Annotated in this window: 24 protein-coding genes; 13 read left to right on the top strand and 11 right to left on the bottom strand. The window is 43.9% G+C overall.

The window, feature by feature from the left end:
• Nucleotides 1-37 precede the first annotated feature (37 nt).
• Complete coding sequence (locus U5K35_RS04925; RefSeq protein WP_322570353.1) at nucleotides 38-1,264, bottom strand: FtsX-like permease family protein; 1,227 nt, start codon at nucleotides 1,262-1,264, stop codon at nucleotides 38-40.
• Between the two features lie 101 nt (nucleotides 1,265-1,365).
• Between U5K35_RS04925 and glgB the strand changes: the two genes are divergently transcribed.
• From glgB to rho, 8 genes are all read left to right on the top strand, one after another.
• Nucleotides 1,366-3,570: a 1,4-alpha-glucan branching protein GlgB gene (glgB, locus tag U5K35_RS04920; protein ID WP_322570352.1), complete on the top strand. Its 2,205-nt coding sequence runs from the start codon at nucleotides 1,366-1,368 to the stop codon at nucleotides 3,568-3,570.
• A gap of 42 nt (nucleotides 3,571-3,612) precedes the next feature.
• Nucleotides 3,613-5,124 carry a 4-alpha-glucanotransferase gene (malQ, locus tag U5K35_RS04915; protein ID WP_322570351.1) on the top strand — a complete coding sequence of 504 codons (1,512 nt, stop codon included), beginning with the start codon at nucleotides 3,613-3,615 and terminating at the stop codon, nucleotides 5,122-5,124.
• A gap of 77 nt (nucleotides 5,125-5,201) precedes the next feature.
• Complete coding sequence (locus U5K35_RS04910; protein ID WP_322570350.1) at nucleotides 5,202-6,032, top strand: phosphosulfolactate synthase; 831 nt, start codon at nucleotides 5,202-5,204, stop codon at nucleotides 6,030-6,032.
• 15 nt (nucleotides 6,033-6,047) lie between these two features.
• Nucleotides 6,048-6,854, top strand: a complete 807-nt coding sequence (locus tag U5K35_RS04905) for a glycogen/starch synthase (protein ID WP_322570349.1) — start codon at nucleotides 6,048-6,050, stop codon at nucleotides 6,852-6,854.
• A complete protein-coding gene (locus U5K35_RS04900; protein WP_322570348.1) occupies nucleotides 6,847-8,109 on the top strand; it encodes a hypothetical protein in 1,263 nt (420 codons plus the stop codon). Before U5K35_RS04905 ends, U5K35_RS04900 begins: the two co-directional genes overlap by 8 nt.
• Before the next feature lie 16 nt (nucleotides 8,110-8,125).
• Nucleotides 8,126-9,439 (top strand): hypothetical protein, encoded by a 1,314-nt coding sequence (locus U5K35_RS04895; protein WP_322570347.1) that lies wholly within the window; start codon nucleotides 8,126-8,128, stop codon nucleotides 9,437-9,439.
• Between the two features lie 47 nt (nucleotides 9,440-9,486).
• A complete protein-coding gene (locus U5K35_RS04890; RefSeq protein WP_322570346.1) occupies nucleotides 9,487-10,803 on the top strand; it encodes a tetratricopeptide repeat protein in 1,317 nt (438 codons plus the stop codon).
• A 174-nt stretch (nucleotides 10,804-10,977) separates the two neighbouring features.
• Nucleotides 10,978-12,198 carry a transcription termination factor Rho gene (gene rho / locus U5K35_RS04885; protein ID WP_322570345.1) on the top strand — a complete coding sequence of 407 codons (1,221 nt, stop codon included), beginning with the start codon at nucleotides 10,978-10,980 and terminating at the stop codon, nucleotides 12,196-12,198.
• A 6-nt stretch (nucleotides 12,199-12,204) separates the two neighbouring features.
• On the opposite strand, the gene U5K35_RS04880 is transcribed toward rho, so the two are convergent.
• The 8 genes from U5K35_RS04880 to miaA are packed head-to-tail and all read right to left on the bottom strand — an operon-like array spanning nucleotide 12,205 to nucleotide 16,596.
• The gene (locus tag U5K35_RS04880; RefSeq protein WP_322570344.1) at nucleotides 12,205-12,522 is read right to left on the bottom strand and encodes a rhodanese-like domain-containing protein; all 318 of its coding nucleotides are present in this window, start codon (nucleotides 12,520-12,522) and stop codon (nucleotides 12,205-12,207) included.
• 6 nt (nucleotides 12,523-12,528) lie between these two features.
• Nucleotides 12,529-13,263, bottom strand: a complete 735-nt coding sequence (lptB, locus tag U5K35_RS04875) for an LPS export ABC transporter ATP-binding protein (RefSeq protein ID WP_322570343.1) — start codon at nucleotides 13,261-13,263, stop codon at nucleotides 12,529-12,531.
• A 26-nt stretch (nucleotides 13,264-13,289) separates the two neighbouring features.
• The gene (locus tag U5K35_RS19530) at nucleotides 13,290-13,532 is read right to left on the bottom strand and encodes a hypothetical protein (RefSeq protein WP_416221590.1); all 243 of its coding nucleotides are present in this window, start codon (nucleotides 13,530-13,532) and stop codon (nucleotides 13,290-13,292) included.
• A complete protein-coding gene (locus tag U5K35_RS04870; RefSeq protein WP_322570342.1) occupies nucleotides 13,513-14,328 on the bottom strand; it encodes a hypothetical protein in 816 nt (271 codons plus the stop codon). Before U5K35_RS04870 ends, U5K35_RS19530 begins: the two co-directional genes overlap by 20 nt.
• Nucleotides 14,329-14,331: 3 nt before the next feature.
• Nucleotides 14,332-15,033, bottom strand: coding sequence for a phosphoribosylformylglycinamidine synthase subunit PurQ (gene purQ, locus U5K35_RS04865; RefSeq protein WP_322570341.1), 702 nt, complete (start codon nucleotides 15,031-15,033; stop codon nucleotides 14,332-14,334).
• Nucleotides 15,034-15,039: 6 nt separating this feature from the next.
• Nucleotides 15,040-15,372: an ATP-dependent Clp protease adaptor ClpS gene (locus U5K35_RS04860; RefSeq protein ID WP_322570340.1), complete on the bottom strand. Its 333-nt coding sequence runs from the start codon at nucleotides 15,370-15,372 to the stop codon at nucleotides 15,040-15,042.
• Nucleotides 15,373-15,379: 7 nt separating this feature from the next.
• Nucleotides 15,380-15,628, bottom strand: a complete 249-nt coding sequence (gene purS / locus U5K35_RS04855; protein ID WP_322570339.1) for a phosphoribosylformylglycinamidine synthase subunit PurS — start codon at nucleotides 15,626-15,628, stop codon at nucleotides 15,380-15,382.
• A 35-nt stretch (nucleotides 15,629-15,663) separates the two neighbouring features.
• Nucleotides 15,664-16,596, bottom strand: a complete 933-nt coding sequence (miaA, locus tag U5K35_RS04850; RefSeq protein ID WP_322570338.1) for a tRNA (adenosine(37)-N6)-dimethylallyltransferase MiaA — start codon at nucleotides 16,594-16,596, stop codon at nucleotides 15,664-15,666.
• 208 nt (nucleotides 16,597-16,804) lie between these two features.
• On the opposite strand from miaA, the gene dnaN reads away from it, so the two are divergent.
• The 3 genes from dnaN to U5K35_RS04835 are packed head-to-tail and all read left to right on the top strand — an operon-like array spanning nucleotide 16,805 to nucleotide 19,619.
• Entirely contained in the window at nucleotides 16,805-17,920 is a 1,116-nt protein-coding gene (gene dnaN / locus U5K35_RS04845; RefSeq protein WP_322570337.1) for a DNA polymerase III subunit beta, read from the top strand.
• A 6-nt stretch (nucleotides 17,921-17,926) separates the two neighbouring features.
• Nucleotides 17,927-18,715, top strand: coding sequence for an SAM-dependent chlorinase/fluorinase (locus tag U5K35_RS04840; protein ID WP_322570336.1), 789 nt, complete (start codon nucleotides 17,927-17,929; stop codon nucleotides 18,713-18,715).
• A gap of 52 nt (nucleotides 18,716-18,767) precedes the next feature.
• Nucleotides 18,768-19,619 carry a class I SAM-dependent methyltransferase gene (locus U5K35_RS04835; protein ID WP_322570335.1) on the top strand — a complete coding sequence of 284 codons (852 nt, stop codon included), beginning with the start codon at nucleotides 18,768-18,770 and terminating at the stop codon, nucleotides 19,617-19,619.
• Nucleotides 19,620-20,103: 484 nt separating this feature from the next.
• Here the strand turns inward: U5K35_RS04835 and argS are convergent, their stop codons facing one another.
• Together argS and U5K35_RS04825 are read right to left on the bottom strand one after the other, a co-directional pair.
• Nucleotides 20,104-21,738 carry an arginine--tRNA ligase gene (gene argS, locus U5K35_RS04830; RefSeq protein WP_322570334.1) on the bottom strand — a complete coding sequence of 545 codons (1,635 nt, stop codon included), beginning with the start codon at nucleotides 21,736-21,738 and terminating at the stop codon, nucleotides 20,104-20,106.
• A 134-nt stretch (nucleotides 21,739-21,872) separates the two neighbouring features.
• Nucleotides 21,873-22,430 carry a hypothetical protein gene (locus tag U5K35_RS04825; RefSeq protein WP_322570333.1) on the bottom strand — a complete coding sequence of 186 codons (558 nt, stop codon included), beginning with the start codon at nucleotides 22,428-22,430 and terminating at the stop codon, nucleotides 21,873-21,875.
• Nucleotides 22,431-22,594: 164 nt separating this feature from the next.
• Here U5K35_RS04825 and U5K35_RS04820 point away from each other — a divergent pair, with 164 nt between their 5' ends.
• Nucleotides 22,595-25,084: a prolyl oligopeptidase family serine peptidase gene (locus U5K35_RS04820; RefSeq protein WP_322570332.1), complete on the top strand. Its 2,490-nt coding sequence runs from the start codon at nucleotides 22,595-22,597 to the stop codon at nucleotides 25,082-25,084.
• Between the two features lie 108 nt (nucleotides 25,085-25,192).
• Entirely contained in the window at nucleotides 25,193-26,782 is a 1,590-nt protein-coding gene (locus tag U5K35_RS04815) for a D-aminoacylase (protein WP_322570331.1), read from the top strand.
• Nucleotides 26,783-26,881: the final 99 nt, after the last annotated feature.

The raw sequence follows: 26,881 nt of genomic DNA, 5'->3' as shown, positions 1-26,881 counted from the left end.
ACCAAGAAATTTAAATGTAAAGAATTCGGGATAATTCTTACTCCCCGCGAACGGCATCGGCCGGTTCAACAGCGGCGGCTCGGGTTGCCGGATACCAGCTTGCGGCGAGACAGAGGATCAAACTTCCACCAACGACTAAAACAATATCCAAAGGCTGAATCGAAACCGGATAGGCGTCGATAATAAATGAAGACGTCAGTTTTACCAGGCCATACTCCTGCTGCAGCCACGCTGTAAATACGCCCAGTACTCCACCGATTCCACAACCGATGATTCCGATTTGAATCCCCTGGCTAATGAAAATTTGCTTGATTTTTTTGGAAGTCATACCCATTGAAATTAAAACGCCAATATCTTTTTTCTTCTGAATGACAATCATGGTCAGGGAGCCGACGATATTTAATGCGGCTACCAGAACAATTATCATAAGAATTAAATAGGATCCCCACTTTTCAAGATACATTACATCGTATAGCGGTTTCTGGAGGTCGTACCAGGATTGCAATCGATAATCAGGCCCGAGCAACTGCTGTAGCTCTTCCTTTACCTGCCCGGCGCGATCTGTGTCGGTAAGCTGCAGGTCAAGTCCTGTAATTTCGTTTTGCATATTGAAGAGTCGCTGTGCGGCTTCGAGATTGATGTATGCGATATCATCATCAATGATTTGCTGAATGTTGTAGCTGCCTCGCACCTGAAACCGGCTAACCCTGGGGGCCGAAAATTGGGTAATCGCCCGCCTCATTCCTGCAGCACTGAGCAAAACTATTTCATCACCGGCTCCCAGCCCATACTGATTGGAAAAGGTGTTGCTGATTACTAGTCCGGGTCGGCCATTTTGCACGGACAGATCAAACACCCCGCTTTGAACGCTCTGCTCCAGATCTGAAATTCTAATGTGAGAACTCCTCTCAATTCCGCGCACAATAACTACATCATTTTGGTTGCCTTTAGAGATCAACATGGCTTTTCCTTCCACATAAGGAGCCACCTGAACAACCTCGGGATGGTCTTGAATCCGGTTGATTAAAGCGGGATCAAAAGTCATGGAATTGGCTTCATTCATTTCTATCCGTATATCCGGATCAAAAGAAAGAAGGAAACCGCGAATCACATCAAAGAAGCCGTTAAAAACAGAGAGAATAATAATTAGCAGAGCTGTACCTAATGTAATACCGGCAATACTGATGGATGTGAGAACAGAAATCAGCGATACGTGTTTTCGCGAAAAAAGGTAGCGTCTGGATATAAAACGAGTGATATTCATTGAGTCTGATTACAATCCTTTAACGCATTTGTGAAAAAGGGTTCATTAATTTGGCTATAAAATTTTTATTTTAATGTATTAGCTAATCAAAATTAGGGGATGTGAATAACTTGACGCTTAAAATCGAAGAAATTCAGGCAATATCCAACGGTAAGCACGGAGATCTGTTTTCAGTTTTAGGATTACAAACTGTGAACGTGGACGGTAAAGAGAAATTGGCTGTACGTGTTTTCCGGCCCGATGCAAAAAAAGTTGAGTTTATTCCTGAAAATGGAAAGTCTGTCGCGCTCAAAAGAGTTTCAGAAGACGGCCTGTTTGAGTATATCTTTCCACGCAGGAAAAATCGTGTCGCATACAAGCTGAAGGTTACTCCCTATGATGGCGATGTGTATACGATTGAGGATGCCTACCGATTTGGTCCTCAACTATCTGATTATGATCTGCAGCTTTGGGGTGAGGGCAACCACCACTATGCCTACAAATGGATGGGAGCCCATTTAAAAACGATTGATGGCGTAGAAGGAACTCATTTTGTGGTATGTGCTCCGTCAGCGGCCCGTGTCAGTGTGATCGGTTCGTTTAATAACTGGGACGGCAGAATTCATGGCATGCGCTTTTATCCGGATCAGGGTGTTTGGGAAACATTTATCCCGCATGTGGCAAAAGGGGATTTTTATAAGTTTGAGGTTAAAGCGCATCCTGACCAGGCTCCGATGAAAAAAGCTGATCCCTATGGCCGTTTTTCTGAATTGAGGCCGGGAACAGCATCAAAAATCTGGACCGATTCCTACAATTGGGGCGATGAATCCTGGATTGAAAATCGCCCGGATGTTCAGCATCATGATCGGCCAGTTTCTATTTATGAAATTCATGCGGGCTCGTGGAAACGGAAAGTGGGTGAGGATCCCGGGTTTCTGTCGTACCGTGAATTGGCTGATGAACTGGTTCCCTATCTGGACGAAATGGGTTTTACACACGTAGAGCTGATGCCAATTGCCGAGCATCCTTATGATCCATCCTGGGGTTATCAAATTACGGGGTATTTTGCACCAACCAGCCGTTTTGGGAATCCCGAAGATCTCAAGTATTTCATCGACAAATGCCATCAGGCCAATATCGGTGTGATTATTGATTGGGTTCCGGCGCACTTTACAAAAGATGATCATGGTCTTCGAAGATTTGACGGAACTGCACTTTATGAGCACGAAGATCCCCGTTTGGGTGAACATAAAGATTGGGGAACCAATATTTTTAATTTTGGCCGAACGGAAGTGAAAAATTTTCTAATCTCCAATGCGATTTTTTGGATAGAGGAGTTTCACATCGACGGCCTGAGAGTGGACGCAGTAGCTTCTATGCTCTATCTGGATTATTCCAGAGAAGATGGTGATTGGCTGCCAAATGAATATGGTGGCCGCGAAAATTTAGAAGCAATTTACTTTCTGCGTCGGTTTAATGATGTGGTTCATGAATATTTTCCCGGAGTGCTCACCTTTGCTGAAGAATCTACTTCGTGGCAGGGTGTTTCCCGTCCAACATCATCCGGTGGCCTGGGCTTCGATTTTAAGTGGAATATGGGCTGGATGAATGACACGCTGGACTATATGGAGAAAGATCCGATCTACAGAAAATATCATCAGGATCAGCTCTCCTTTTCATTGATCTACGCCTTTTCCGAACAGTTTATTCTGCCTTTATCTCATGATGAAGTGGTTCACATGAAAAAGTCACTGCTCTCAAAAATGCCCGGAGATGACTGGCAAAAGTTTGCAAATTTGAGGCTTCTGTACACGTACATGTTTGGTCATCCCGGTAAGAAATTGCTCTTTATGGGGAATGAATTTGCACAGTGGAGTGAGTGGACCGAACAGCACTCCATTGATTGGCATCTGCTCCAGTGGGAAAATCACAAAGGTGTGCAGAATTTGGTGAAGGATTTGAACCGGATCTACAAAGATGAGCATTCAATGCATGAGGTTGATTTTAAATGGGAAGGGTTTGAGTGGATCGACATCAGTGATGCAGACAACAGCATGCTATCCTTTATAAGAAAAGGGAAGAATCCGGACGATTACCTGGTTTTTTTGCTCAACTTCACACCCACTCTACACAAGGAATATAAATTTGGTGTACCGGAAGCCTGTGAGTATGAAGTGGTGCTGAACAGTGATTCTGAATTTTATGGAGGCAGCAATGCAGGACCGGGTGTAATTGAGGGCAGGGACGGCGCATGGCACAGTCAGCCGGCAAATATTACGGTAACCGTGCCACCCCTTGCAGGATTAATTTTAAGGCCTAAGAAATAACAGACTATTCAAGTAATTTTAATGATCTAAGTTTAGAGATTTATGAGATTTCCACGTTCTTGTGGCACATTAGTGCATCCAACTTCATTTCCTTCAAAATATGGGATGGGCGACCTGGGTTATGAAGCCGAAAAGTTTATTGATTTTTTGGTCAGAACCGATCAAACCATTTGGCAGGTTCTTCCATTGGGTCCAACCGGTTACGGGAACTCACCTTATGCAAGCTACTCTGCGTTTGCGGGTAATCACTACTTGATAAGCCCGGATCGATTAATTGACAAAGGGTTGCTAAGTAAGGAAGAGGCCGGAAAAGCTCAGCTGCCAGTAAAAAACAAGGCGGAGTATGAAAAATCATACGAGTTGAAAGAAGAGCTTTATAAAAAAGCTGCCGAACGGTTTTATGCTGATATGTCTGACCAGGACAAAAAAGAGTTGAGTTCGTTTAAAAAAAGTAATCAGGTATGGCTTCACGATTACTGCCTCTTTATGACCTGTTTAAAAGCGAATGATAAACAGCCATGGAATGAATGGGACCAGGATTTGGCTCAAAGAAAATCCAAGGCCATCGCTAAAGTGGAAAAGGAGAAGAAAGAGGAGATTGATTACCAGCTTTGGCTTCAGTTCGAATTTTTTAATCAATGGTATGAGCTGAAGAAATATGCCAATGATAAAGGAGTTCGGGTGGTTGGAGATATCCCGATTTTTGTTGATCACAACAGTTCTGATGTGTGGTCGAATCCTGAATATTTTGCAGTTGACAAGCAGGGTAACCGGCAATTGGTAGCCGGTGTTCCGCCTGACTATTTCAGCGAAACCGGACAGTTATGGGGTAATCCGCTTTACAAATGGGATGCTCTGGAAAAAGATAATTTCTCATGGTGGGTCAATCGTTTTCGTCAGATGTTTGAACTGTATGACTCCATTCGGGTCGATCACTTCAGGGGTTTTGATGCCTATTGGGAAGTAAAAGCAAGTGCGGAAACCGCTATTAAAGGGAGATGGGTTAAGGCGCCCGGGAAAAAACTGTTCAAAACCATTAAAAAGGAACTGGGTGAACTCCCGATCATAGCCGAAGATTTAGGAGTGATGACACCCGAGGTAGAAAATCTCAGGGATTCTTTCGATTTCCCCGGTATGAAAATCCTTCAATTTGCTTTCGATTCAGACTCTACGAATAGTTTTTTGCCGCATAATTATCCACAAAACTGTGTGGTCTACACCGGCACTCACGATAATGATACAACCAAAGGATGGTATACTCAGGCACCGGAAGTTGAAAAACACAGAATGCGTGAATACACGAAATCGGACGGAAGGGAACCGGAATGGGAGCTGATTCGCCTGGGAATGCTTTCGGTTGCCGATCAGGCGATCTTTCCACTGCAGGATTTTATGAGGCTTGATACAGACCACCGTATGAATCTGCCCGGAACAGTTGGAGATAACTGGCTCTGGCGATTCAGTAACGATATGCTCAGTTCTGTAGACGAAGGGCGAATAAAACTTTTGGCGGAAATGAGTAACAGAAAACCGAAGAAAGAAAATGAGGAATAATGATCAATATCTCCCTTTTCAATAAAAGGAGTGTTTTTGTATCTTACGCCGTCTCAATAATGAATAAATAGCATTTAATGCAATTTCAGCTTAATCATCTACCTAAAAGGACTGATAAACCCCGAAACAAAGGAATTACTCTCGCACTTGATAAAGGGTATAGCGTTCGTCAAGTTGAAGATTTCTGTGAAGCAGCCTCGAATTACACAGATATTGTAAAACTCGGTTGGGGAACATCGTATGTGACTCAAAATCTCTCAGATAAACTGGACGTTTATAAAAAATACGATATCCCGGTTTATTTTGGCGGTACTTTGTTTGAGGCTTACGTTCTTCGTGATCAACTGGATGCATACATAGAGCTGCTCAAGCGGTATGAGATTCAGTATCTGGAAGTTTCAAATGGTACTATTTGGCTGTCAGAGAAAAGGAAACTTGATATAATCAACGAATTAAGCCAAGACTTCACGGTACTTTCAGAAGTTGGCAGTAAAAATCCTGATTCTATTATTCCGCCCTACAAGTGGGTTAAAATGATAAAGAATGAGATGGAAGCCGGCAGCTGGAAAGTGATTTGTGAAGCCCGTGAAAGCGGAACGGTTGGTGTATTTCGTCCAAACGGAGAAATCAGGTCGGGATTGATTGATGAAATAACTGATCAAATTCCAATGGAAGATTTGATATTTGAAGCACCGCAAAAGGATCAGCAAGTTTGGTTTATTAAAAAATTTGGCAGCAATGTTAACCTTGGCAACATACAGCCGTCAGAGGTAATTTCTGTTGAGACAATCCGTTTAGGGTTGCGAGGTGACACTCTTTTTGATTTTTACTCCATCGACGATGAGGAAGGCCCTCAGAAAACCTATTCTGATAATTCTAACACAAATGGTACTCGAGAGAATACTTAAGTAAGATTTACAATTATGAAAATACTATACGCTGCAGCCGAAATAGCTCCTTTTGCAAGAATGACATACACGGCAGATTTACTTCGGTTTTTGCCGGCTTCATTGCAAGATCAGGGATTTGAAATAAGAATCTTACTTCCAAAATTTGGAACCATTAACGACCGTCGAAATAGATTACATGAGGTAATCCGTCTTTCAGGTATCGAAGTTGAGGTTGGTGATCAAATAGACACCATGAAGATCAAAGTAGCGAGCATTCCAAATGCGAAGCTTCAGGTTTACTTCCTCGATAATGATAAACATTTTAAGCGCAAAGGGATGTTTGATAATCCCAAGACTGAAAAGTTTTATGACGATAACGACGAGCGTCTTGCTTTTTACAATAAAGGCGTGTTGGAAACAGTTATAAATCTTGGATGGGAACCGGATATTATTCACTGCCATGACTGGCCGGCGGGTTTAATACCACTTCTTGTTCGTACCAAATACAAAAACGAAGATATTTTTAAGAATACACAGATTGTTTACAATCTGCACCATCCGGAAAATAAAGGACAGTTTAAAGGAACGAAGATCCTTGATTTGCTTGGCCTTCCTGAGGAAGTTGATGTAGAATCCTACCTGGAAGATGGCGAAATTGATTTACTTAAAACCGGCCTGAAACACAGTGACCATGTCGTAACCGGCAATCACCTGAAAGATCAGTTTGATGATCTTTTCGATGAATTGAATATTAACCCAACAAAAATTCAGGGTTCGCCCGAAGATGTATCTAAAAAATTTGCAGACTACTACCGGAAGATCACCGGAAAAGATGAGTAATTCATCTGATAACAAGTTTCTCAACTCAAAAGGCAGCAGATTATCTATCGCTGCCTTTCTTCTTCTCATTATACCTTTAATTGTAGGTTGCGAATCACCCGGTTCAGTAGGCGAAGGTCTGGGGCCGGATGGCAGCTCCGTAACAACAGATGAATATTCCGTGACGGATATCACGCCTGTTGAAGAGAATTTCTTCTCAGGAAGGCTATCAAATTCTGCCATGGGATATATTGAAGATCCGGTATACGGCACACTCAATGCCGTTGCAGTATTAAAACCTGTCATTTCAACCTCGGCGGTTGACACCCTGGTTGAAGGAGATACTATGACACTGCGAATGGTGTTTAACTCTTCCATCTACGGAGATGAGCAGTCTGTTTCTGATTACGAAATATTTGAACTTTCGGAGCAGTGGCGGGGAAATGAGCTGAAGTACAATGAAGCGGCACCTATCGACTTTTCAAGTAAAGTGGCTGAATTTCAAGTTGCTGATGAAGACACGGTAGAAGTGGAGCTATCTGCCGAATGGATGGAGAAATACAGTACGTATTTCAACTCAAATGATGCTAACAGAGATTCACTTTACACCCGGGAATTTACCGGATTGGCAGTTGTACCGGCTGAAACGAACTCTAGGGTCAGATTTCTTCGGCATACACCCGCAGATCCGGAAGAAGATCCTGCCATAACGGAATTCAGGGTATATACTACAGAATTTGATGAAGAAGAGGAGCAGGATGTTGAAGTCGTCAACTCACTTGGACTTCGTGACTGGGGAGCTTACGTTGTACGCAGCGATGAGCCCGCTTACGACTCCGGCTATGTTTTGCACAATGTAGATCGACTGATGGAAGTGAATCTAAATCTTCCTAACGAAGATCTTCAATCAAAAAATATTGTAAACGCGAGTCTTGTTTTTAGCATAGATCGATCGGATGAACAGGCATTCAGTTCAATATTGAGACCGGAAGTTGAAACCATTCGGGCACACACATTTTCGACACCACCGGCCGACTTGATCTCAGAGATCTTTGTAACGCCTCCCAGATTTGGAGCTGACATCAATGAAGATGAAGAACTTTTCAAAGTTGATGTTACCCAATATGTACTTGATACTGTATACGGCGACGTAAATGCAGCTCCTCTCTATTTTTCAGCTCAGGCAATAAATGGAATTCTCTACTCGATAAAACTGCATGACAATGCAGCGCCTCAAGACAGGCAACCAAGGCTCATAATTACTTCAGTTGAATAAGGTCTTAAACATGCACATGAAATATTTTCTTTCTGCAATTATCATTGTTTTTTCTGTATCGATAGGAGAAATTGCGAATGCTCAAGATCAGAACTTAGCAAATTCAGGATCTTTTTATTCCGGATTTGGCTATGGTTCACCCTTTGAGACATACTCTCCCAACACAATTGGAATGGGATTGAGCGGTGTGAGTACTTTTTCTAATCAATCTGCAAATGTCTCAAACCCGGCATTGTGGGGCCTTTCCGGCTTTACTCATGGCTCGGTAGCTGTAAGCATGATGAATTACAATGCCAGCGATCAGTTCGATTCATCGAGAAAAGCACTGTTTGCCTTTGATCAATTTCAGCTCATATTGCCTGTACTTAGAAACCGATTGGGTGTATCGTTATCTTTTAATCCTGTTACGCGTTCTGATTTTCAACGAATTACCGAAGACACGTTTGTACCGGTGGATGGGATTCAACTCGATGACGTTGATTATATAACAAATACGCAAGGATCGGGCGGTGTGAATAAATTTGAGTTTGGCGCAGGTTATCGATTGATGGATAACATCACGGTTGGTTACTCGATGGGCGCTTATTTGCTATCTCAGAAACAGGAGGTGACGGCTGCTTTTTCTGATTTATCCTACAGGGGATTAAATTACAACCGAGATATTGAAGGATACGCGTTTGGGCATAAATTCGGCCTTTTTGCAAATAAGAATTCAATTTTTGGGTCAGAGGATCAGTTTGCCATTGGTGCAACCGTTACTTTACCGGTTACCATCGATGCCGAACGTTCCGTTTCAGCTTTCAGAACAATAAACGGACGTCGTACATTGGTTGAATTAGATCAGAATGGCAGTGCCGTTGATGGAACTGTTAAATTGCCTATGGAAATTAATACAGGCCTTACGTATAATTTAAATAGGTTCGTGGTATTTTCGGCAGAAACCATGATTCAGCAATGGAGTGATGCCGAATATAGTTTTAATTCTGCTCAGGAAGCCTATTTTAAAGATAGGCTCAAGGCCGGATTCGGGGTGCAATATCACCCATACAGAACTGAACAACGCGGAGGCTTTTTCTCTGACTTTAAATATAGTTTGGGATCATCATACGATACCGGACACTTAAATATTAATGGAGAGGATATTGACACCCTCTATCTGAACGCCGGAATTGGATTTATTTCAAGACAGACGGCGTCATCGATCGATTTAAGTTTTGAGTATGGCATTCGGGGAACAGAATCTGCCAGCTTAGTTAAAGAAAATATATGGGGCTTTAAGCTCTCATTAAATTTGGCTGAATTTATGTTTGTTCGTCCTAAATTTCAGTAATCAGGTTAGGACTGAAAGAATTTAAAAAAGTAACCAACCGAAGAATTATGAAAAAGTACATAGCTGTATTTGCAATCATGTTTGCAGTCACATCCAACGCCTATTCACAAGCTGAACCTCCATATGGAATGAGTGAGCTGCAGGCGTATTCCATTTTTTATGAAAACTATCGTACGGGCAGTTATGATATGGCTCTTCAGTTTGGTAAATGGATGCTTGAGGCTCAACCCCGCTCGATTGAAGGTGCAAACAGATTTAGCTTGCCGCGACAATACGAACGTATGATTAATGTTTATACTGAATTGTCAAAACAAGAAACGGATCCATCCATAAGTTCTGCATACCTCGACACGGTTCAGACCATATATACTGAGGCTTTTGAAATATTCAGTGAAGATGAAATTGACTATTACGACTGGCATTTCAATAAAGGCAGATTTTATCAGGAAAATCAGAGCAACATTTCCAACGGAATGGATAAAGCTTATGAAGAGTACGAAAAAGCCTATGAGCTGGATCCGGAACGTTTGGCACAGGCCGGGGACGGTTATTATATCAATATTTTGTTATCGAATTACGTATCTAAGGATGAGCGTGATAAAGCCCTGGCTATGATTGATGAGGTTGAACAGTTTGCCGGAGATTCCTTGATGAATCAAATTAACGAAATTAGGGACGGACTTTTTTCAGATCCTGAAGAGAGAATTAAATTCCTGGAAGGCCGCTTGGCAGATAATCCCGGTGACATAGCACTTTTAAAAGAGATAGCTAATCTGTATGAAGATCAGGATAATCAAGAAAAAGCCATTGATTATGCCAGACAAATCTTTGAAGCGGAGCAAAATTTTGAAAATGCGAAAAGGCTTGCGGAATATGCTCAGTCGGCCGGTGAGAGAAGTCAAGCACTTAACTTTTGGCAGCAAGCGCTGGATCTCGCAGAAACAAACTCTCAGCAAAAAACAGCTATAATACAGCTGGCGGAAATAAATCAGAACTTGGGTAATTTACAGGAAGCCAGAAGGCTTGTCCGACGAGGATTACAACTGGACAGAAACTGGGGTGAAGCCTACATTAAAATTGCAGATATTTACGCAGCGGCTATCCGGCAGTGTACATCCGGCAGGCCAATGGAGCGCGATGACAGGGCCGTTTACTGGTTGGTGCTGGACTATCTGGATAGAGCGCGAAACGCTGACCCTTCGGTTGCAAATGCGGTTCAAAGACAATACAGAACTTATGAGCCGGTAACACCGACGGCGGAAGATAAATTTTTTAGAGGTTGGGAAACGGGAGATGAAATTCAGATTGACAGTAGTATTTCTGACTGCTATGCCTGGATTAATGAGACAACAACAGTCCGATAATTTTTGATAACCCGATTCCTTCCTTATCTTATTGAGTAGCGCGATAAAAGTAAGTTACCGCGCTATTCATCTCTTTAGTTCTGCTACTCTGTAGAATTTTCAGCTCGTCTAACGACCATACAATTTTAGAGACATAACTTTCAAACGACTATTACTTAATTAAAACTATTGTGCATGGCACGTTCGCGTAAAAATAAAGGCCGCAATAAGCCTAAGGGAAAAGGCAAGGGAAATAAACAAGATAAAAACGTATTTGTCCCTCGATTTCATCATAACCAGCAGACCCGGATTGGAGGGCGCTACAACGGAGTGCTTGAAATCAATCAAAAGAATTATGGATTTATCCGTAAGCTCGATTTTGAATTCAGTCTTGATCCAAAAGATCCGTTTCTCAAACCCGATGAAGTGAAGCACTATGATCTTCGATCCGGTTTAATTTTAGAAGGCGAGTTCGAGCAGGATCAAAGTGGAAATCGTCATGTGCACTCTATTGAGCGTATTAACGGCAAGCCGGCTGAAGAGTGGCAGAAAATAAATCGGTTTGAGCTTCAAACCCCGATTATGCCAAATGAATATATCAAGCTAGGGTACAATGCGGAGGATCTTGAGCTGCGAGTAATAGATTTGGTTGCTCCAATTGGCCGGGGACAGCGGGCTTTAATTGTTGCCCCACCGAGAACAGGTAAAACCGTTCTTCTCAAGAAAATTGCACGCGCGCTCACCGAGCACCATCCTGATATTTATACAGGGATACTGTTGGTCGATGAACGTCCCGAAGAAGTAACCGACTTCCTTCGCTCAACCAACGCGGATGTTTTTGCATCATCGAATGACAAGCCCACTGAAAGCCACGTTCGGATTTCTGAAATGGCACTTGGTCATGTAAAACGGAAAGCAGAAGCGGGCCAGCATGCAGTGCTGCTGATTGATTCGCTAACAAGATTGGGACGTGCCTACAACGCTGTGCAAAGCAATAGCGGACGTACACTATCCGGTGGACTTGATATACGGGCACTGGAAATTCCTAAAAAGATTTTTGGGTCTGCGCGCAAAATTGAAGGCGGAGGTTCGCTCACCATTATTGCCACCTGTCTTGTAGAAACAAACTCCAGAATGGACGATTTGATTTTTGAGGAGTTTAAGGGAACAGGAAATATGGAGCTGGTACTGGATCGGGAAATTGCAAATGATCGAATTTACCCGGCAATCAACATTGCAGCTTCCGGAACCCGAAATGAGGATAAATTTATTTCCGATTCACTGGAAGAGAGAAACATGGTTCGAAGATTTTTGCTGAAAAAATCTCCAAAAGAATCGATGAGCATGTTGCTTCAGGTGATGAGGAGAACAGAAAGCAACGAAGAGCTATTTCAGCAAATCGCTGCAACTACGTAAAAAGGATTAATATTGGGGCAAGGAGGTGTCAATCTTTTTGGCCCACTCATTTATTCCTCCCTTCAGTACAGATACATTTTCAAATCCTTTCGACTCGAGAAATTCGGCAGCATCAGAAGCGGAGTTTCCTGTCCGGCAGATTGTAACTATCTCATCATCGGGATTTAACTCTTCATATCGGCTCTTCAAGTCATCATAGGGTATTCGGGTTGTACCGTCGATGTCTGAAATGTAATACTCATGCGCATCCCTCACATCCAGCAGTACAAAGGATTCACTGTTTTCGCGTTTTGTCTTTAACTCTTCTACCGTTGTCTCTTTCATGGGTATTCAGGATTGATATCTGTCTAATTTAAACTGTGAGCCCAGGTATAACTTTTTGGCTTCTTCATCTTCTGCGAGCTGTTCAGCCGTGCCCTCGCGTAATATTTTACCTTCAAACATCAGGTAGGCTCTGTCTGTAATAGCCAGCGTTTCATGCACGTTATGGTCAGTGATAAATATCCCGATGTTTCTTCCTTTCAGGCCGGCTACAATCTCCTGGATGTCTTCAACAGCAATAGGGTCAACACCTGCAAAAGGCTCATCCAAGAGGATAAATTTCGGATCTGTAACCAATGCTCGCGCAATCTCAGTACGCCGCCTCTCACCGCCCGATAAGCTGTAGCCTTTATTGTTCACTACTTTTTGAAGTCCAAACTCTTCAATTAACTCATCAACCCGTTCTTTGATCTCTTTTTTGGGCATGGAGTGAAATTCGAGTATGGATTTTAAATTATCCCGTACGGTGAGATTTCGAAATACACTGGCTTCCTGCGCAAGATATCCCACACCCATCCGGGCACGCTGATACATCGGTTTTCGGGTGATGTTTTTTTCGTTCAGAAACACTTTTCCCGAATTGGGTTTTACGATTCCGGTAAACATGTTGAATGTGGTCGTTTTCCCGGCTCCGTTTGGACCTAAGAGTCCGACAATTTCTCCCTGATTTACATCAATGGAGACCTGATCAACCACAACTCGTTTTTTATAGCTTTTAACGAGATCCTTGCTATAGAGTCTCATGGGTTGATATGTATTGTCAGAATGGGTCATTTAAAAGAGTATGATCCTATATTTTCTATACAAAGTGAAGTTAATTCAATTCCGGCTTTTACATCCAAAACGGAACAGGTTTCTGCAGTGCTGTGTATGTATCGAACCGGACACGAGATGGAGGTGACATGGCTGCCTATTCCAACTAAATACTGCATGGCAGATGTATCCGTACCGCCGGCTGTTAAAACCTCGCGCTGGGTTTTAACGGAATTATTGTCAGCAAGTTGTTCTAAGATACCGAACGAGTGTTGGAGTGCAGATCACACTTTTGTCCATCACTTTAATCCCTATTCCTTCACCCAGTTGCGTGCATACTTCATGATCGCCAACACCGGGCAGATCGTTGGCAAGTGTAACATCAAGGTTTAAACCTATTTCGGGCTGAATGGCCTGCGCAGCAACGCGCGCTCCGCGTATTCCCACCTCTTCCTGAACCGTAAAGGCAGCGTAAAAATCACAATTTGCCTTTTTGGCTCTTTGAAGTGCTTCAATCAGCATGTAAACTGAAATTCTGTTATCGAGCGATTTTGATGATATGGAGTTCCCCAATTGAAGTAGATCCTTATCACGGGTAATGTGCGTACCGTTTGGAACAATTTTCTTAACCTCATCGGCCGGGAGTCCCGTATCGATGAAAAGATTTTTCAGCTTTGATTTTGTCTTTTTTTCAGAATCCGTTTGAATATGGATTGGTTTTGCGCCAATCACACCGGGTATTGTCTTTTTACCGTGAATAATTACCCGCTGAGTAATAAGTGTTTCCGGATCAAAACCGCCCAGGGTAGAAAATCTGATAAATCCTTTACTGTCAACATGCGTAGTGATAAGTGAGATCTCATCCATGTGCGCCGCTGCCATCACTTTCGGCCCGTCACCCTTGATGCGCGCAATAAGGTTGCCCATTCGATCTACGGAATATTCATCAACGTGATCTTTGATATGGCTGATGATCACCTCGCGAATAGGATCTTCAAAGCCGGGAGCGCCGGGCGTGGATACAATCTCTTTGAGAAGTTCGAAGTTTAACTTCATAGATTATGCGATTTGAAGTCTGCCCAGAACGGATTCAAAAAATAGTTTACCGTCATCAGAACCAAGAACTTTTTCCATGGCGCGTTCGGGGTGAGGCATCATGCCGAGTACATTCCCGCCTTTGTTGGTAATTCCCGCAATAGCTGAGACGGACCCGTTAAAATTGGATTCTTTGGTCAAATTTCCGTTCTCATCGCAATAGCGAAAGGCAATTTGATCATTCTTTTCCAGATCTTGCAATCCTTTATCATCAATAAAGTAGTTTCCTTCTCCATGCGATACCGGAATATTGATCACTTGTCCTTTTTCCATAGCAGATGTGAAAAGCGACCGGGTGCTTTCTACCCGGATATTGACGTTTTTGCAGACAAATCGAAGTTTTTCGTTATGAAGCATAGCTCCTGGAAGTAATCCCGATTCGAGCAAAATCTGAAACCCGTTACAAATTCCTAAAACCGGATTTCCTTTTTCTGCGTAGTCGATCACAGAGTTCATGATGGGCGAAAACCGGGCAATGGCTCCGGAGCGGAGGTAATCGCCATAAGAGAATCCGCCGGGTACTATTAGCAGGTCTATATCGGAGAGGTCCGAGTCTTTATGCCACAGAAATTTAGTTTCTGCGTTCATTACATGTTTCATTGCGTGATAGGCATCGTGATCACAATTGGATCCCGGAAATACGATAACTCCTATTTTTTTCGACACGGTTGTTTACCCTTTAATTTCTGTGATTAATTGAATTTCCTGCAGAACGGAATTGATTTTGAGACACTCTTCAAAACTGCCTTCAAAAACGTTGGCTTTGCCTTCTTCGTGAACTTTAATGGTATACTCTTCAGCCTGTTGTACGGTACAACCCAATGCTTTAATCAATTGATTGATCACCTCATCAAACGTGTGGATATCGTCATCATATAAAATGACTCGCCAGGGTGTATCAACAGACTCCTCTTCTAAAGTTTGTTCGAGTACATCCGCACCGGGGCTCTCTTCAGTTTTTTCACCTGAATTGAGATACGGCTGTTGGTGCGCAAGTCGATTCATGAAGAGATTAATTCTTTTGAATGTTGATGGTGTAATCTTCCATTACTTCGTTGGCCAGTAACTGAGTACAGGCTGTGTCAGCGATTTTTTTTGCTTCATCCTCTGAACCGGCGTCAATATCGAGTTCTATCAATTTACCGATTCGAACTTCTTTTACTTCATTAAGTCCGAGGTTTTGCAGAGCGTGATGGGAAGCTTTGCCTTTTGGATCGAGGATGGACTTTCGAAGAGTAACGTTAACTATTGCTTTGTACATAAGTGCATTTTGGCGGTTTTTGGAAAAAGTACAAGTTAACCTTTCTGAGACTCAGCTGCTACCCGATGTTCTATATACTCAACGCACTCAGCTTCGCTTTTTGTATGCCTGTCTATGACGTCTGCGAAGCTCCATTTTCGCAGCCAGGTGATCTGTCTTTTAGCATATCTGCGGGTGGCTGTTTTGATGTCGGCAACCATCTGATCGTGTGATACTTCATCGTTTAAAAATTGAATGGCCTGCTTGTATCCCACAGTTTGCAGTGCCTGAAGATCAGGGCTGTAGCCCGCCTCTAAAATTGATTTTGTCTCTTCAACAATTCCTTGCTCAATCATCTGATCCGTTCGCTCCTCAATTCGCTGATGAAGTACTTTCCTGGGATGATGAAGGGCAAAAAAGAGATAGTTCTCGGGCAGAGTCAATTTATCATTTGTGTGAAAACTGCTGAACGGTTTGCCTGTCTGCATCCACACATCCAGTGCCCGTATGATTCTCTGGCGATTCATTCCGTCCATCTTTTTGATGTACTCCGGATCAACTTCTTTAAGTTTTTGATAGAGCGCTTCAAGGCCATCATTTTCAGCTTGGTGATTGAGCTGTTGAATGTTTTCTTCATCGGATGACGGGACATCATCCAGGGGCTGAATCAGAGATTTAAGATGCAGTGAACTTCCTCCGCAAAAGATCACGGTTTTTCCACGGGCTTCGATCTCATCGGCAGTTTTAAGTGCGCGTTTCCTGAAGTCAGCAACTGAGTCCGGTTCATCTAATTCAAGGATAGATACATTATGATGCGGAACAAGTTTGAGCTGTGCCGGTGTTGGCTTTGCGGTGCCGACATCAATCTTCTTATAGCACTGACGTGAATCGACAGAGATGATTTCTCCATCCATCTTTAAAGCAAGTGCAACCGCCAGGGAGCTTTTCCCGGAAGCAGTGGGTCCGGCAATAGTAATTCGTTTTTGCATGATGCCATAAGATACCGGATATCAAGCAACTCTACAGATAGAAATCATCTAGCGGAGGCCGCCTAAATAAATGAAATTGTCTGCTAAAGGCGTTACTTTACAGTTGCAGGACGAGGCAGGATTTATTAGTATAGATGCTTTGAACTGACCTGCAATTTTTGCGAAAAAAGAGACTTATCAGTCATTTAAAATAGATTGACATCTGATTATGAAATTTAATGTATCCAGCAGTGATTTAAATCAGGGACTTGCAGCTGTATTTGGTGCGGTTCCCAGCAAAGCGACTCTCCCAATTTTAGAAACCGTCCTGTTTGAATCGGAAGAGGGACGGTTGAAGCTAACGGCAACCGATCTTGAAATTTCCATCATCGAATATATTGATGCGGAAATTGAGGTTGAAGGAGCCGTTGCCATTCCCGCAAAACGTTTGCTCGAAACTCTGCGCCAGCTGCCAGATGTATCTGTCTTTTTTGATGTGGATGACTCCCACAATGTGAAGTTTAAAACGGACAAAGGGAACTACAAGCTGATGGGTGAAGAGGCGGATGAATTTCCCGAGATTCCGAACATGAATGAGGGGATGACGCTCACCACAGAAACGGAATTGATTCAGGACGCCATAGGAAAAACCATGTTTGCTGTATCGACTGACGATCTGCGTCCGGCAATGATGGGTGTCTATTTTGATATCGGTGAGGCAGAAAGCAAATTCGTTGCTACTGACGGTCATCGTCTGGTTCGTTTTGTAAACAGAAATCTGAAGTCAGAACAGCCGGTTTCCTTTATTGTTCCTGATAAGGCGCTGAATTTAATTTCAAAAGCGCTCGATGGTGCGGATTGTGATTTGACCGTATCTGATGATCACGCTCAGTTCAAGAGTGGAAATACTATCATCATTACGCGATTGATTAACGAACAGTATCCAAATTATGAGTCTGTTATTCCGCGTGATAACGACAAAGAACTTATCGTTGATAAAAATCAGATGCTCTCTACTGTTAAACGAGTGTCTGTATTTTCCAGCTCAACCACCCGGCAGATCAGGCTGCAGCTCAGTCCTGATAAACTGACCATCCGTGCCGAGGATATTGATATGAGCAGTGAAGCTAAAGAGATCATAGCCTGTGATTACAGCTTTGATGAAATGGAGATTGGTTTTAATGCAAAGTATCTGGCCGATGTACTCTCCAATGTAGATGGAGATGAAGCCAAGTTTGAATTTTCTACACCTAACAGGGCCGGAATTGTAAAACCGGTTGAGGAAAGCGAGGGTGAGGAGATGCTGATGCTCGTTATGCCTGTGATGCTTAACAACTATGCATAGGCAAATATGTCGAACATTGTTACACTTACCACAGACTTTGGCCTGCAGGATCACTACGTAAGTGTAATGAAAGCGGTGATGCTGGGAGTCAATCCGGATCTTCGCTTTATTGATATATCCCATCAAATCCCTCCGCAGGATATCATGGCGGGAGCATGGGTGGTTCGCAATGCTTCTCTGGAGTTTCCTCCGAATACGGTTCACCTCGTTGTAGTTGATCCCGGCGTGGGAACTGAGCGCGATGCCGTTGCGGTCAAAATCAAGGATCAGTTGTACGTTGGTCCGGATAACGGGATTTTCTCTCTGATTGGGGATGAATTTGAATACGAAGCCTACCGCCTTTCAAACCAATCGTTCTGGAAAAAGAAACCCTCCAACACTTTTCACGGCAGAGATATTTTTGCGCCGGTTGCGGCTCATCTTGCCAGTGGCGTAAAACTCAGTGACCTTGGCGAACCGGTTGAAGAACTGGTAACCTATCGCTGGGCCGTTCCGATTTCAGATAAGGATGGAATCCAGGGATGGGTTATGCATATCGACAGGTATGGAAATCTGATTACCAATATCACCTCAGATTTGATTGCTGAATCAGTTGGCGCATCTAAATTCCGGATCTACGCCGGAAATACCATTCTGGACGAAATTGTACCGACGTTTAACTCTGTAGCCGATGGCGAACCGGCCGCGTATATCGGAAGCTCTGAAACTCTTGAGATTGCAATCAATAAAGGCAATGCCCGGGAGATGCTCGGTGTTCAGAAAGGAGCTCAGGTATCTATAATCATACAGAAGTAGCAATTCCGGCTATTGCAGTTGGGCTGTAACTCTGCTGAAAACCGTTCGTAGAATGAATATCAGGAAGTTACAGTTCATCAATGAAAAAGCTCTATTCAATATGAAATTACAGGTTCGCTCCCCCAAACACGATCGCGAAGTTATTGAGATTCCGCTTAAGGCTGCTGAATTGTCTTCACAGTTTAACGGCTCGATAGCCTCTCCAAAAGGTGATGAATACCCTATTGAAAATAATATTATCGATCTTCTGCCGGAAGAAAAAAGTTACTCGATGGCACAGAGCACAAATCATTGGAAACTGACGGCATCTGTTTATGAAGATTTGTGGAGAAAAAGATCGCTTTCACTGCTCACCGGCGAAGAATTTCCTATAGAGAAAGAACAGGAACTATTGGGCGACTGGATTAATCCCCAACCGGAGCAATGGTATCTGGATCTTGGATGCTCAACAGCACTCTATGCCCGAACCCTTAAAAAACGGGAGCCAAAGAGCCATCATGTTGCTGTAGACTTTTCAAAAGCGATGCTTGAAGAGGCAAGAATTAAAGCAGAAGCTGAACAGTTGGATCTTTTTCTGATCAGGGCAGACGGGAGATCGTTACCATTTTTTGCCGGTACGTTTGACGGATTGAGCATGGGAGGAACTTTAAATGAATTGACGGACGAACTGAAAGTACTGTATGAGTGCCGTCGAGTTTTAAAAAGTGACGGTGTATTTTTCATGATGCATCTTGTTAAGGCCGCATCGTGGTACGGAAGACTTTTTCAGGAATCGGCAGAATGGGGAGGATTGCAGTTTTGGTCGGTAGAAGAGAGTAACGAGCTATTCAGAAGAGCCGGGTTCAAAGTGGAAGATCAGTTCACAAAAGGAATCGTCTGTTTTACCAAGCTAAGGCCGAGTTAATTATAGCTTCCTGAAGGGAAGCAATATGATTAGCCTCGGGTGCAACCCGGGGAATAGAGGGATAAGTGGATCTGCAACCCTGTAAGGGTTGAATTAAAAAATTGGCATCTGTCAGATTGAACCCCTTTAGGGTTCTGGAACCTTGCTTTTCTTCATCCACCGGTTGCGCAGACTTTGTCTGCTTTACCCATGGCTAATCACATTCAACCCCATTCGGGGTTTGAAGACATTCGTTACTTAGTGTGAGTTCGAGATAAGAATTTGCTAAAGAGTGTCCCCCTTTTGAAGGGGGCAATGGGGGATGAAAAGTGGTAGATTCAAAGTTAATGATGAATTTTCAAGCCAAACCTTAGTCTATCAGGATCTATCTCCTTCGTCCGTCGGCTGCATGGACTCTCCGCCAGCTTAGCGAAGGAGGACTTTTGGTATCAGTTTCTTATCTCGAACTGACGTTACTTAGTTTGGATCAAGTAAAAAGACTAAATCACATCCGGTCCGGAGCGGTAATCCCAAGAATAGAGAGGCCGTTTGCCAGAACTTGTGCTGTAGCTTTTGCCAGCTCAGTGCGGGCATACATCAAATCTTCATCTTCACCTAAAATCCGGCAGTCGTGGTAGAACGTTGTGAATCCGGACGCCAGTTCGTTCAGGTATGTAATCATCCGATGGGGTTCACGATGTTTTGTTGCCAGCTCAATTGCCTCAGGAAAGCCAAGAAGTTTTTTGATCAATGCAATCTCAGCTTCATGTTTGAGAAGCGATAAATCAGCATCTTCGGATAAATTAGCGGTTTCATCTACTTTTCGTAGGATCGACTGAATTCGCGCGTGGGCATACTGTAAATAGAAAACCGGATTTTTCTCACCGGCTTCCTTAGCCTGGGCAACATCAAACTCGAGATGTGTATTCGGTGAGCGCATCAAAAAGAAAAACCGGGTAACGTCTTCACCCACCTCATCCATGAGTTCATCAAGCGTGACAAAATTGGCTTTCCGGGTACTCATTTTGAAGGGTTTGCCATCTTTCACCAATGTCACAAACTGGTAAACCAATACATCAACCTTCGATTTATCATATCCCAATACGCCGATGCCGTTCATAACGTCGGGATAGGTGTCGATGTGATCTGCACCAAAAACATCCAGGCAGAGATCAAAACCCCGATCCAGTTTATTGGCGTGATAGGCAATATCCGGCAGACGATAGGTGGGCTCACCTGTACTTTTGATCAGCACGGTATCTTTATCTTTACCGAACTCGGTGGTTTTAAACCAAACGGCCCCTTCTTTGTCGTAGGCCATCTCTTTTTTGCGGAAGGTCTCCACGGTTTTATCGATAGAGCCATCTTCATACAGCGTGTTTTCGTTGAAGAAGGAGTCCATCACAATATTCATTCGCACCAGTGTTTTTCGGATTTCATCGAAAATCGCGGATTCTGCCTCCTGCTTAAACTTCGACTCGTCTGCCTCATCAAGCAATGAATCTCCATGCTCATCAATAAGATTTTGGGCAATTTCCTTTATATACTCGCCCTCATAACCGCCTTCAGGGAGTTCAGCGTCTTTGCCTAAAATCTGCAGATACCGGGCCTGAACGCTTTGACCCAGCACGCGCATTTGCCGGCCGGCATTGTTGAAGTAGTACTCGCGTTGAACATCCGCTCCCGACCACTCAAAAAGTCGGGCAACGGTATCACCCAAAACGGCATTTCGTCCGTGACCAACCGTAAGCGGTCCGGTGGGGTTGGCGCTCACAAACTCTACCAATACTTTTTTGCCAATGTGTTGATCTGACTTTCCATACTCGACTGATTCTTTCAGAATTACTTTCAGTTCATCATAGAGATAATTTTCTGCAAATCTGAAATTGATAAAGCCGGGTCCGGCAATTTCCACCGCGCTGATTTTTCCGGGATCAGTATCCATTGTTTCGACCAGCTGTTCAGCAATTTTTCGCGGATTATTCCGCAGCGGTTTGGCAAGCTGCATCGCTACGTTTGTTGCGGCATCACCGTGGGAAGGATCACGTGGGGTTTCAATTACAATTTCCGGAATCTGATCTTCGCTCAGTTCCATCTTTAACAGTGCTTTTCGAATGACGTTTTGCAGATATTGATCCATCAGTACTAGTGTCCTACAGCAGCCGGTTGGCTTTTAGAGTTGATAAGAAACGAATGTAAGCTAAAATTCAGCTTCAGTTTTATGAGCTCTTAAGATATGATTTTTTAAAGCCCATTTCTCCCCATAATAGGGATTTAAAAAAGAGTGGCCTGATCGCTTCCGGATTTCTCCCCTTTGGAAAGTGAAGGGTCATGATGAAAGGCGTGGAGCATTTCAGGCATAAACCGTTTGCCGTAAATTCTTCGGGAAATTCCCTGCAGTGCCTGTTCTCCCCTTGAGGTAATCGTTAAAAAGCCGTGTTCATCTTCCTGTATAAATCCGAACTGCTTGATGTCGTTCACTATCAGGTAAGCCAGTTTAGGGAGTATGCCGATGTTTTTTTCTACGTACTCTCTGTGCGGAGGCTCTTCCGACACTACAATGAGTCCCAGCAAATTCAGTTCCGATTCTGTAAGGGGATATCCCTCAGATCCTTTGGTTAGCAGTTCGTCCCACGCTGTTTGGCTATAGTATAGGCCAAACCACCATTTTGCTTCTTTGAGAAGTTTTCTGGTAACCGCACACGCCAGATACTTCCCCGGCGCGGCCCGGCGAGGTTCACCCCTGTCTCGATACATACTTACCATGGTGGCAAGATCGAGCTCTTGAAGGTTGGGCGGATAAGAAAAAACAAAGTCAGATATCTTCTGCATAGCGAGTTTATTTTGGAACGCTAACTCATTGAAATTGTACCCTTTTTTAGGAAGAAATGGAAGCCATACACTAAGATTGGCAAAATTATGTAAATCTCAATTGTCTGTTAGTTTGAATGTTTGTAGTGTAATTGAATATGTATAACTGTAATAAACTGTATAACATGAGGAAAACGATAATATTTAACGTAAAGTTTTGTGTACTTACGCTTCTGTTTACCGGAGGAATGAGTGCCTGGGCTCAGCAATCACCTGATTTTAACGACAGCTATCTGACCCCGCCGGAGGCAATTTCTGAAGAGATATTGGCTCCAAGTCATCTGAATGTGACACTGGATGAACTGAGTCCTGCTGGTGACTTTTTTATAAACCGCAAACGATCCGGGATCACCCCTCTTTCAAAATTTGCCAAGCCACACTATAACATTGCGGGCCTGCAAATTGATAAAAGAGCAAACCGAACCCGTTCTCTTACAACTCAGCGAGCTACCACGGGTTTAGAGTTGGTAAATTCACGGACCGGTGAGCGAAGAGAATTGAACGTGCCGGACAATTTGACCATCAGCAATCCCCAATGGTCACCCGACGGTTCAAAGATTGCCTGGATGGGACATTCCGAGGATGAAACTCATATCTATGTAACTGACAGGGAATCCGGGAATTCAAGACAAATTACCCGTCGTCCGCTCCTGGCAACACTAAACAGTTCGTTTGAGTGGACATCAGACAGCCGGTCTATTTTTACAGTACTCATTCCGGAGAATCGCGGAGCAGAACCTGTGCGTCCGGAAACTCCAACGCAATTGATTGTTCGATCCACAACAGAAGGTGATAACAGGTTGCGAACCTATCAGTCACTGCTGGAGGATAGATTTGAAGGAGAACTGCTGGAATACTACATCACGGGTCAGCTGGTGAAAATTGATACGCAAAATCGCAGAGCCAGAAATATTGGTTCTCCGGCGATGATACGAAATATCGATGCTGCTCCTTCAGGCGATCATGTCATCGTTCAAACCATTCAAAAACCGTTTTCCTATATCGTACCGGTAAGCCGGTTTGGCTGGACGGAAGAGATTTGGGATCTGGATGGTGAGATTTTGGCTACGTTACGTTCTTCAGATCCTAACAAAGGTGACCCGGATGAAGAGTATATGGAAGATAGTGGCCGGAGAAATATTCAGTGGCGTCCGGACGGAGAAGGCCTCAGCCTTTTGGTAAAACCTGAAGAGGAGGAGGAAGAAGAGGGAGAGGAGAAACCCGAAGAGGAAGAAGAGTCTGAAGAGTCAAAAATTGCAGATCGTGTAGTTCAGTGGATGCCTCCATTTGGAGAGGACGATCAGAAGGTGCTTTATGAGTCGGAGCGGGAAATGCAGTCTGTTGCTTATTCTTCCGATGGCGACATTTTGTTTATCACTGAGCAAAACAATGACAGCGAGGAACTGTTTGCCGTTTATGCTGCCGATACAGCATCTACATATCCTATTTATAAATATGATACAGACGATTTCTACGACAATCCGGGAAATCTCTCCTACCATCGATCTTCCACCGGAGAGTGGGCTGTTCGACTTAGCGAAGACGAATCGAGTGTTTTTCTAAGTGGCACGGAATATTATGAGGATGTAGAGGAAAATGCGCCTCGTCCGTTTATTGACCGTGTGGAAATACAATCGGGTGAAAGTGAGCGGCTATTCCAAAGCTCAGAGGAGTATTATGAATCGGTTGAATCTATTCTGACAGCCAATTCAGATCAGATTATTATTGAGCGTGAATCATCGGATGAGTATCCAAACTATTGGTACGTTGATTTGAACTCGAATGAACGAACTCAGCTGACGGAGAATCAGGATTATAACGAAGCTCTTGCTCAAGCCCCGCGCGATCGTTTTAAAGTGATCAGATCAGACGGTATTGAGTTCTGGATGGAGGTGGTCATGCCGCCGGAATGGGACGGTGAACCGGTTCCCGGATTTATCTGGCACTATCCTCGTGAGTACGATGATCAGGAAGATTATAACGAAAGTATTCGGCGCCACAACAAAAACAGCTATCCGAGAATTGGAACCCGAACGGCTGATATCATGGCTAAAGCCGGTTATGCGGTTCTGAAGCCGGACTGGCCTATTGTTGGTGATAGCGGAACAGCTAATGATAACTTCGTGTGGAGTATTGTTCAAAACAGTACGGCTGTGATTGACAGCTCCGAAGCCAAGGGATATATCGATCGTCATCGCATGGCGATTGGCGGGCACAGCTATGGTGCTTTCGGAACATCCAACGCGATGATACACACCTCATTTTTTAAAGCCGGTATTGCAGGGTCGGGGAATTATAACCGCACGCTTACCCCGCTAGGTTTCCAACGTGAAAGCAGCGATCTGTGGCGTGGAATGGACCGTTATATGCAGATGTCGCCTATTTTCTGGGCAGACCGAATGGACGGTGCGCTTCTGATGTACCACGGTGAGGAGGATCAAAATGTGGGTACCTGGCCGACAAACTCCCGCAGAATGTTTCATGCGCTGAATGGCATTGGGAAAACCGCTGCGCTATACAGATATCCTCATGAAGCACACGGTCCTGCAGCTGAAGAGACACTGCTCGATATGTGGACCCGCTGGGTAGACTGGCTGGATGTGCATGTGAAGTAACTATTGATAATTCACAAAAGCCTGGCAATACGGTCAGGCTTTTTTAATTTGCTCAAAAAGACGTTCGAGCTTCTTTCGCAATAACTAATACTTAGATCAAGGTTTGATATGAAACAGTGTGCCCTTTTTTTAGTTCTGATGATTTGGTTCATAGAACCGTTTGATATCCATGCTCAATCCGGCTTACAGAACTTCGACATACTCATCAAAAATGGAAAAATACTGGATGGAACCGGGAATCCATGGTTCTATGCGGATATTGGGATTAATGGCGACAGAATCGCCTGGATTGGGGAATCGGATGATGTAACCGGTAGGGAAATTATTGACGCTACCGGGCTGTACATTTCTCCGGGCTTTATTGATGTACATACTCATGCAGGACCCGGTCTTGCTTCAGAATCATTGAGTCACGGTCGGCCACTGCTGGCTCAGGGTTTAACCACGGTAATGATCAATCCGGATGGCGGCGGAAGTTTGGACATTGCCGGGCAGCGGGCCGCGCTGAAAGAACATGGAATTGGAGTGAATGTAGCCCAGTTTGTACCCCATGGCAGTGTGCGAAGAGAAGTTTTAGGGCAAGCCAACCGCGCACCCAATACAGATGAACTGGAACAGATGAAAGCTCTTGTGGAAGAAGGCATGAAAGAGGGCGCCTTTGGTTTGTCAACGGGGCTCTTTTATACACCTGCCGCCTATGCCGAAACAGAAGAGGTGATAGAGCTGGCGAAAGTGGCTTCAAGATATAACGGAGTTTACAGCAGCCATATCCGGGATGAATCTGACTATAATGTGGGATTGATCTACTCCGTAGACGAAGTGATTCGTATAGCTGAAGAAGCTGGAATACCCGGGATTGTGACACATATTAAAGCGCTCGGAACCGGTGTCTGGGGGTATTCTGCCGCCGTGATAAGCCGTGTTGAGCGAGCCAGAGATCGTGGGGTTGAGGTTTATGCTGATCAATATCCCTATCCGGCTTCATCCACAAACCTTACAGCTGTGCTGATCCCCTCCTGGGCCCGCGAAGGCGGACGCACAGAAATGCTGCAAAGACTGGATGATCCTGAACTGATCGAAGATATCAAAGTTGAAATGGTGGCCAATCTAAAACGACGCGGAGGCGCTGAGAGCATTCAGATTGCTTCTTATTCTCCCGACAGATCCTATGAAGGTCTACGGTTGAGTGCTATTGCGAATCAAATGGGAATGGATCCTATTGAAACGGCACTCACTCTGATTAAAGAGAGAAATCCTCAGATTGTCTCATTCAATATGCACGAAGATGATGTGGAACGTTTTATGAAGCAGCCGTGGATGATGACAAGCTCTGACGGTGGTTTGGTTGAGATGGGCGAAGGGGTTGTTCACCCGCGTAACTACGGCTCTTTTCCACGCAAAATTTCAAAATACGTGAAGGAGGACAGAACTGTTGATTTGGCTTTTGCAATCAGAAGTATGACCAGTTTGCCTGCATCGGTGTTTAATCTTCACGATCGGGGAGTGATTAAAACCGGACAAATTGCAGATATCACCATTTTTGATCTGGATCGTATTCAGGACAAAGCCACGTTTGATGATCCTCACCAGCTTTCCGAAGGAGTAGAATATGTACTTATCGGCGGTAAATTCGCTATGAAAGCCGGAGAGTTTCAGCCTGAGTTGGTCGGTAAAGTTCTCAAAAATAAAATCGATTAAAATTTAGCACCCAAACCTCCAAGGTTTTAGAAATCCCCCTTCGACTTGTCTTCCATTGCTTTAGCGAAGGGAGAAGGGGGTATGGGGGATGATAAGAAT

The organism is Rhodohalobacter sp., assembly GCF_034521535.1.
Classification (GTDB): Bacteria; Bacteroidota; Rhodothermia; order Balneolales; family Balneolaceae; genus Rhodohalobacter.
Note: the sequence above shows the minus strand (reverse complement) of the source record. Positions and strands in the feature narration are given on the sequence as shown.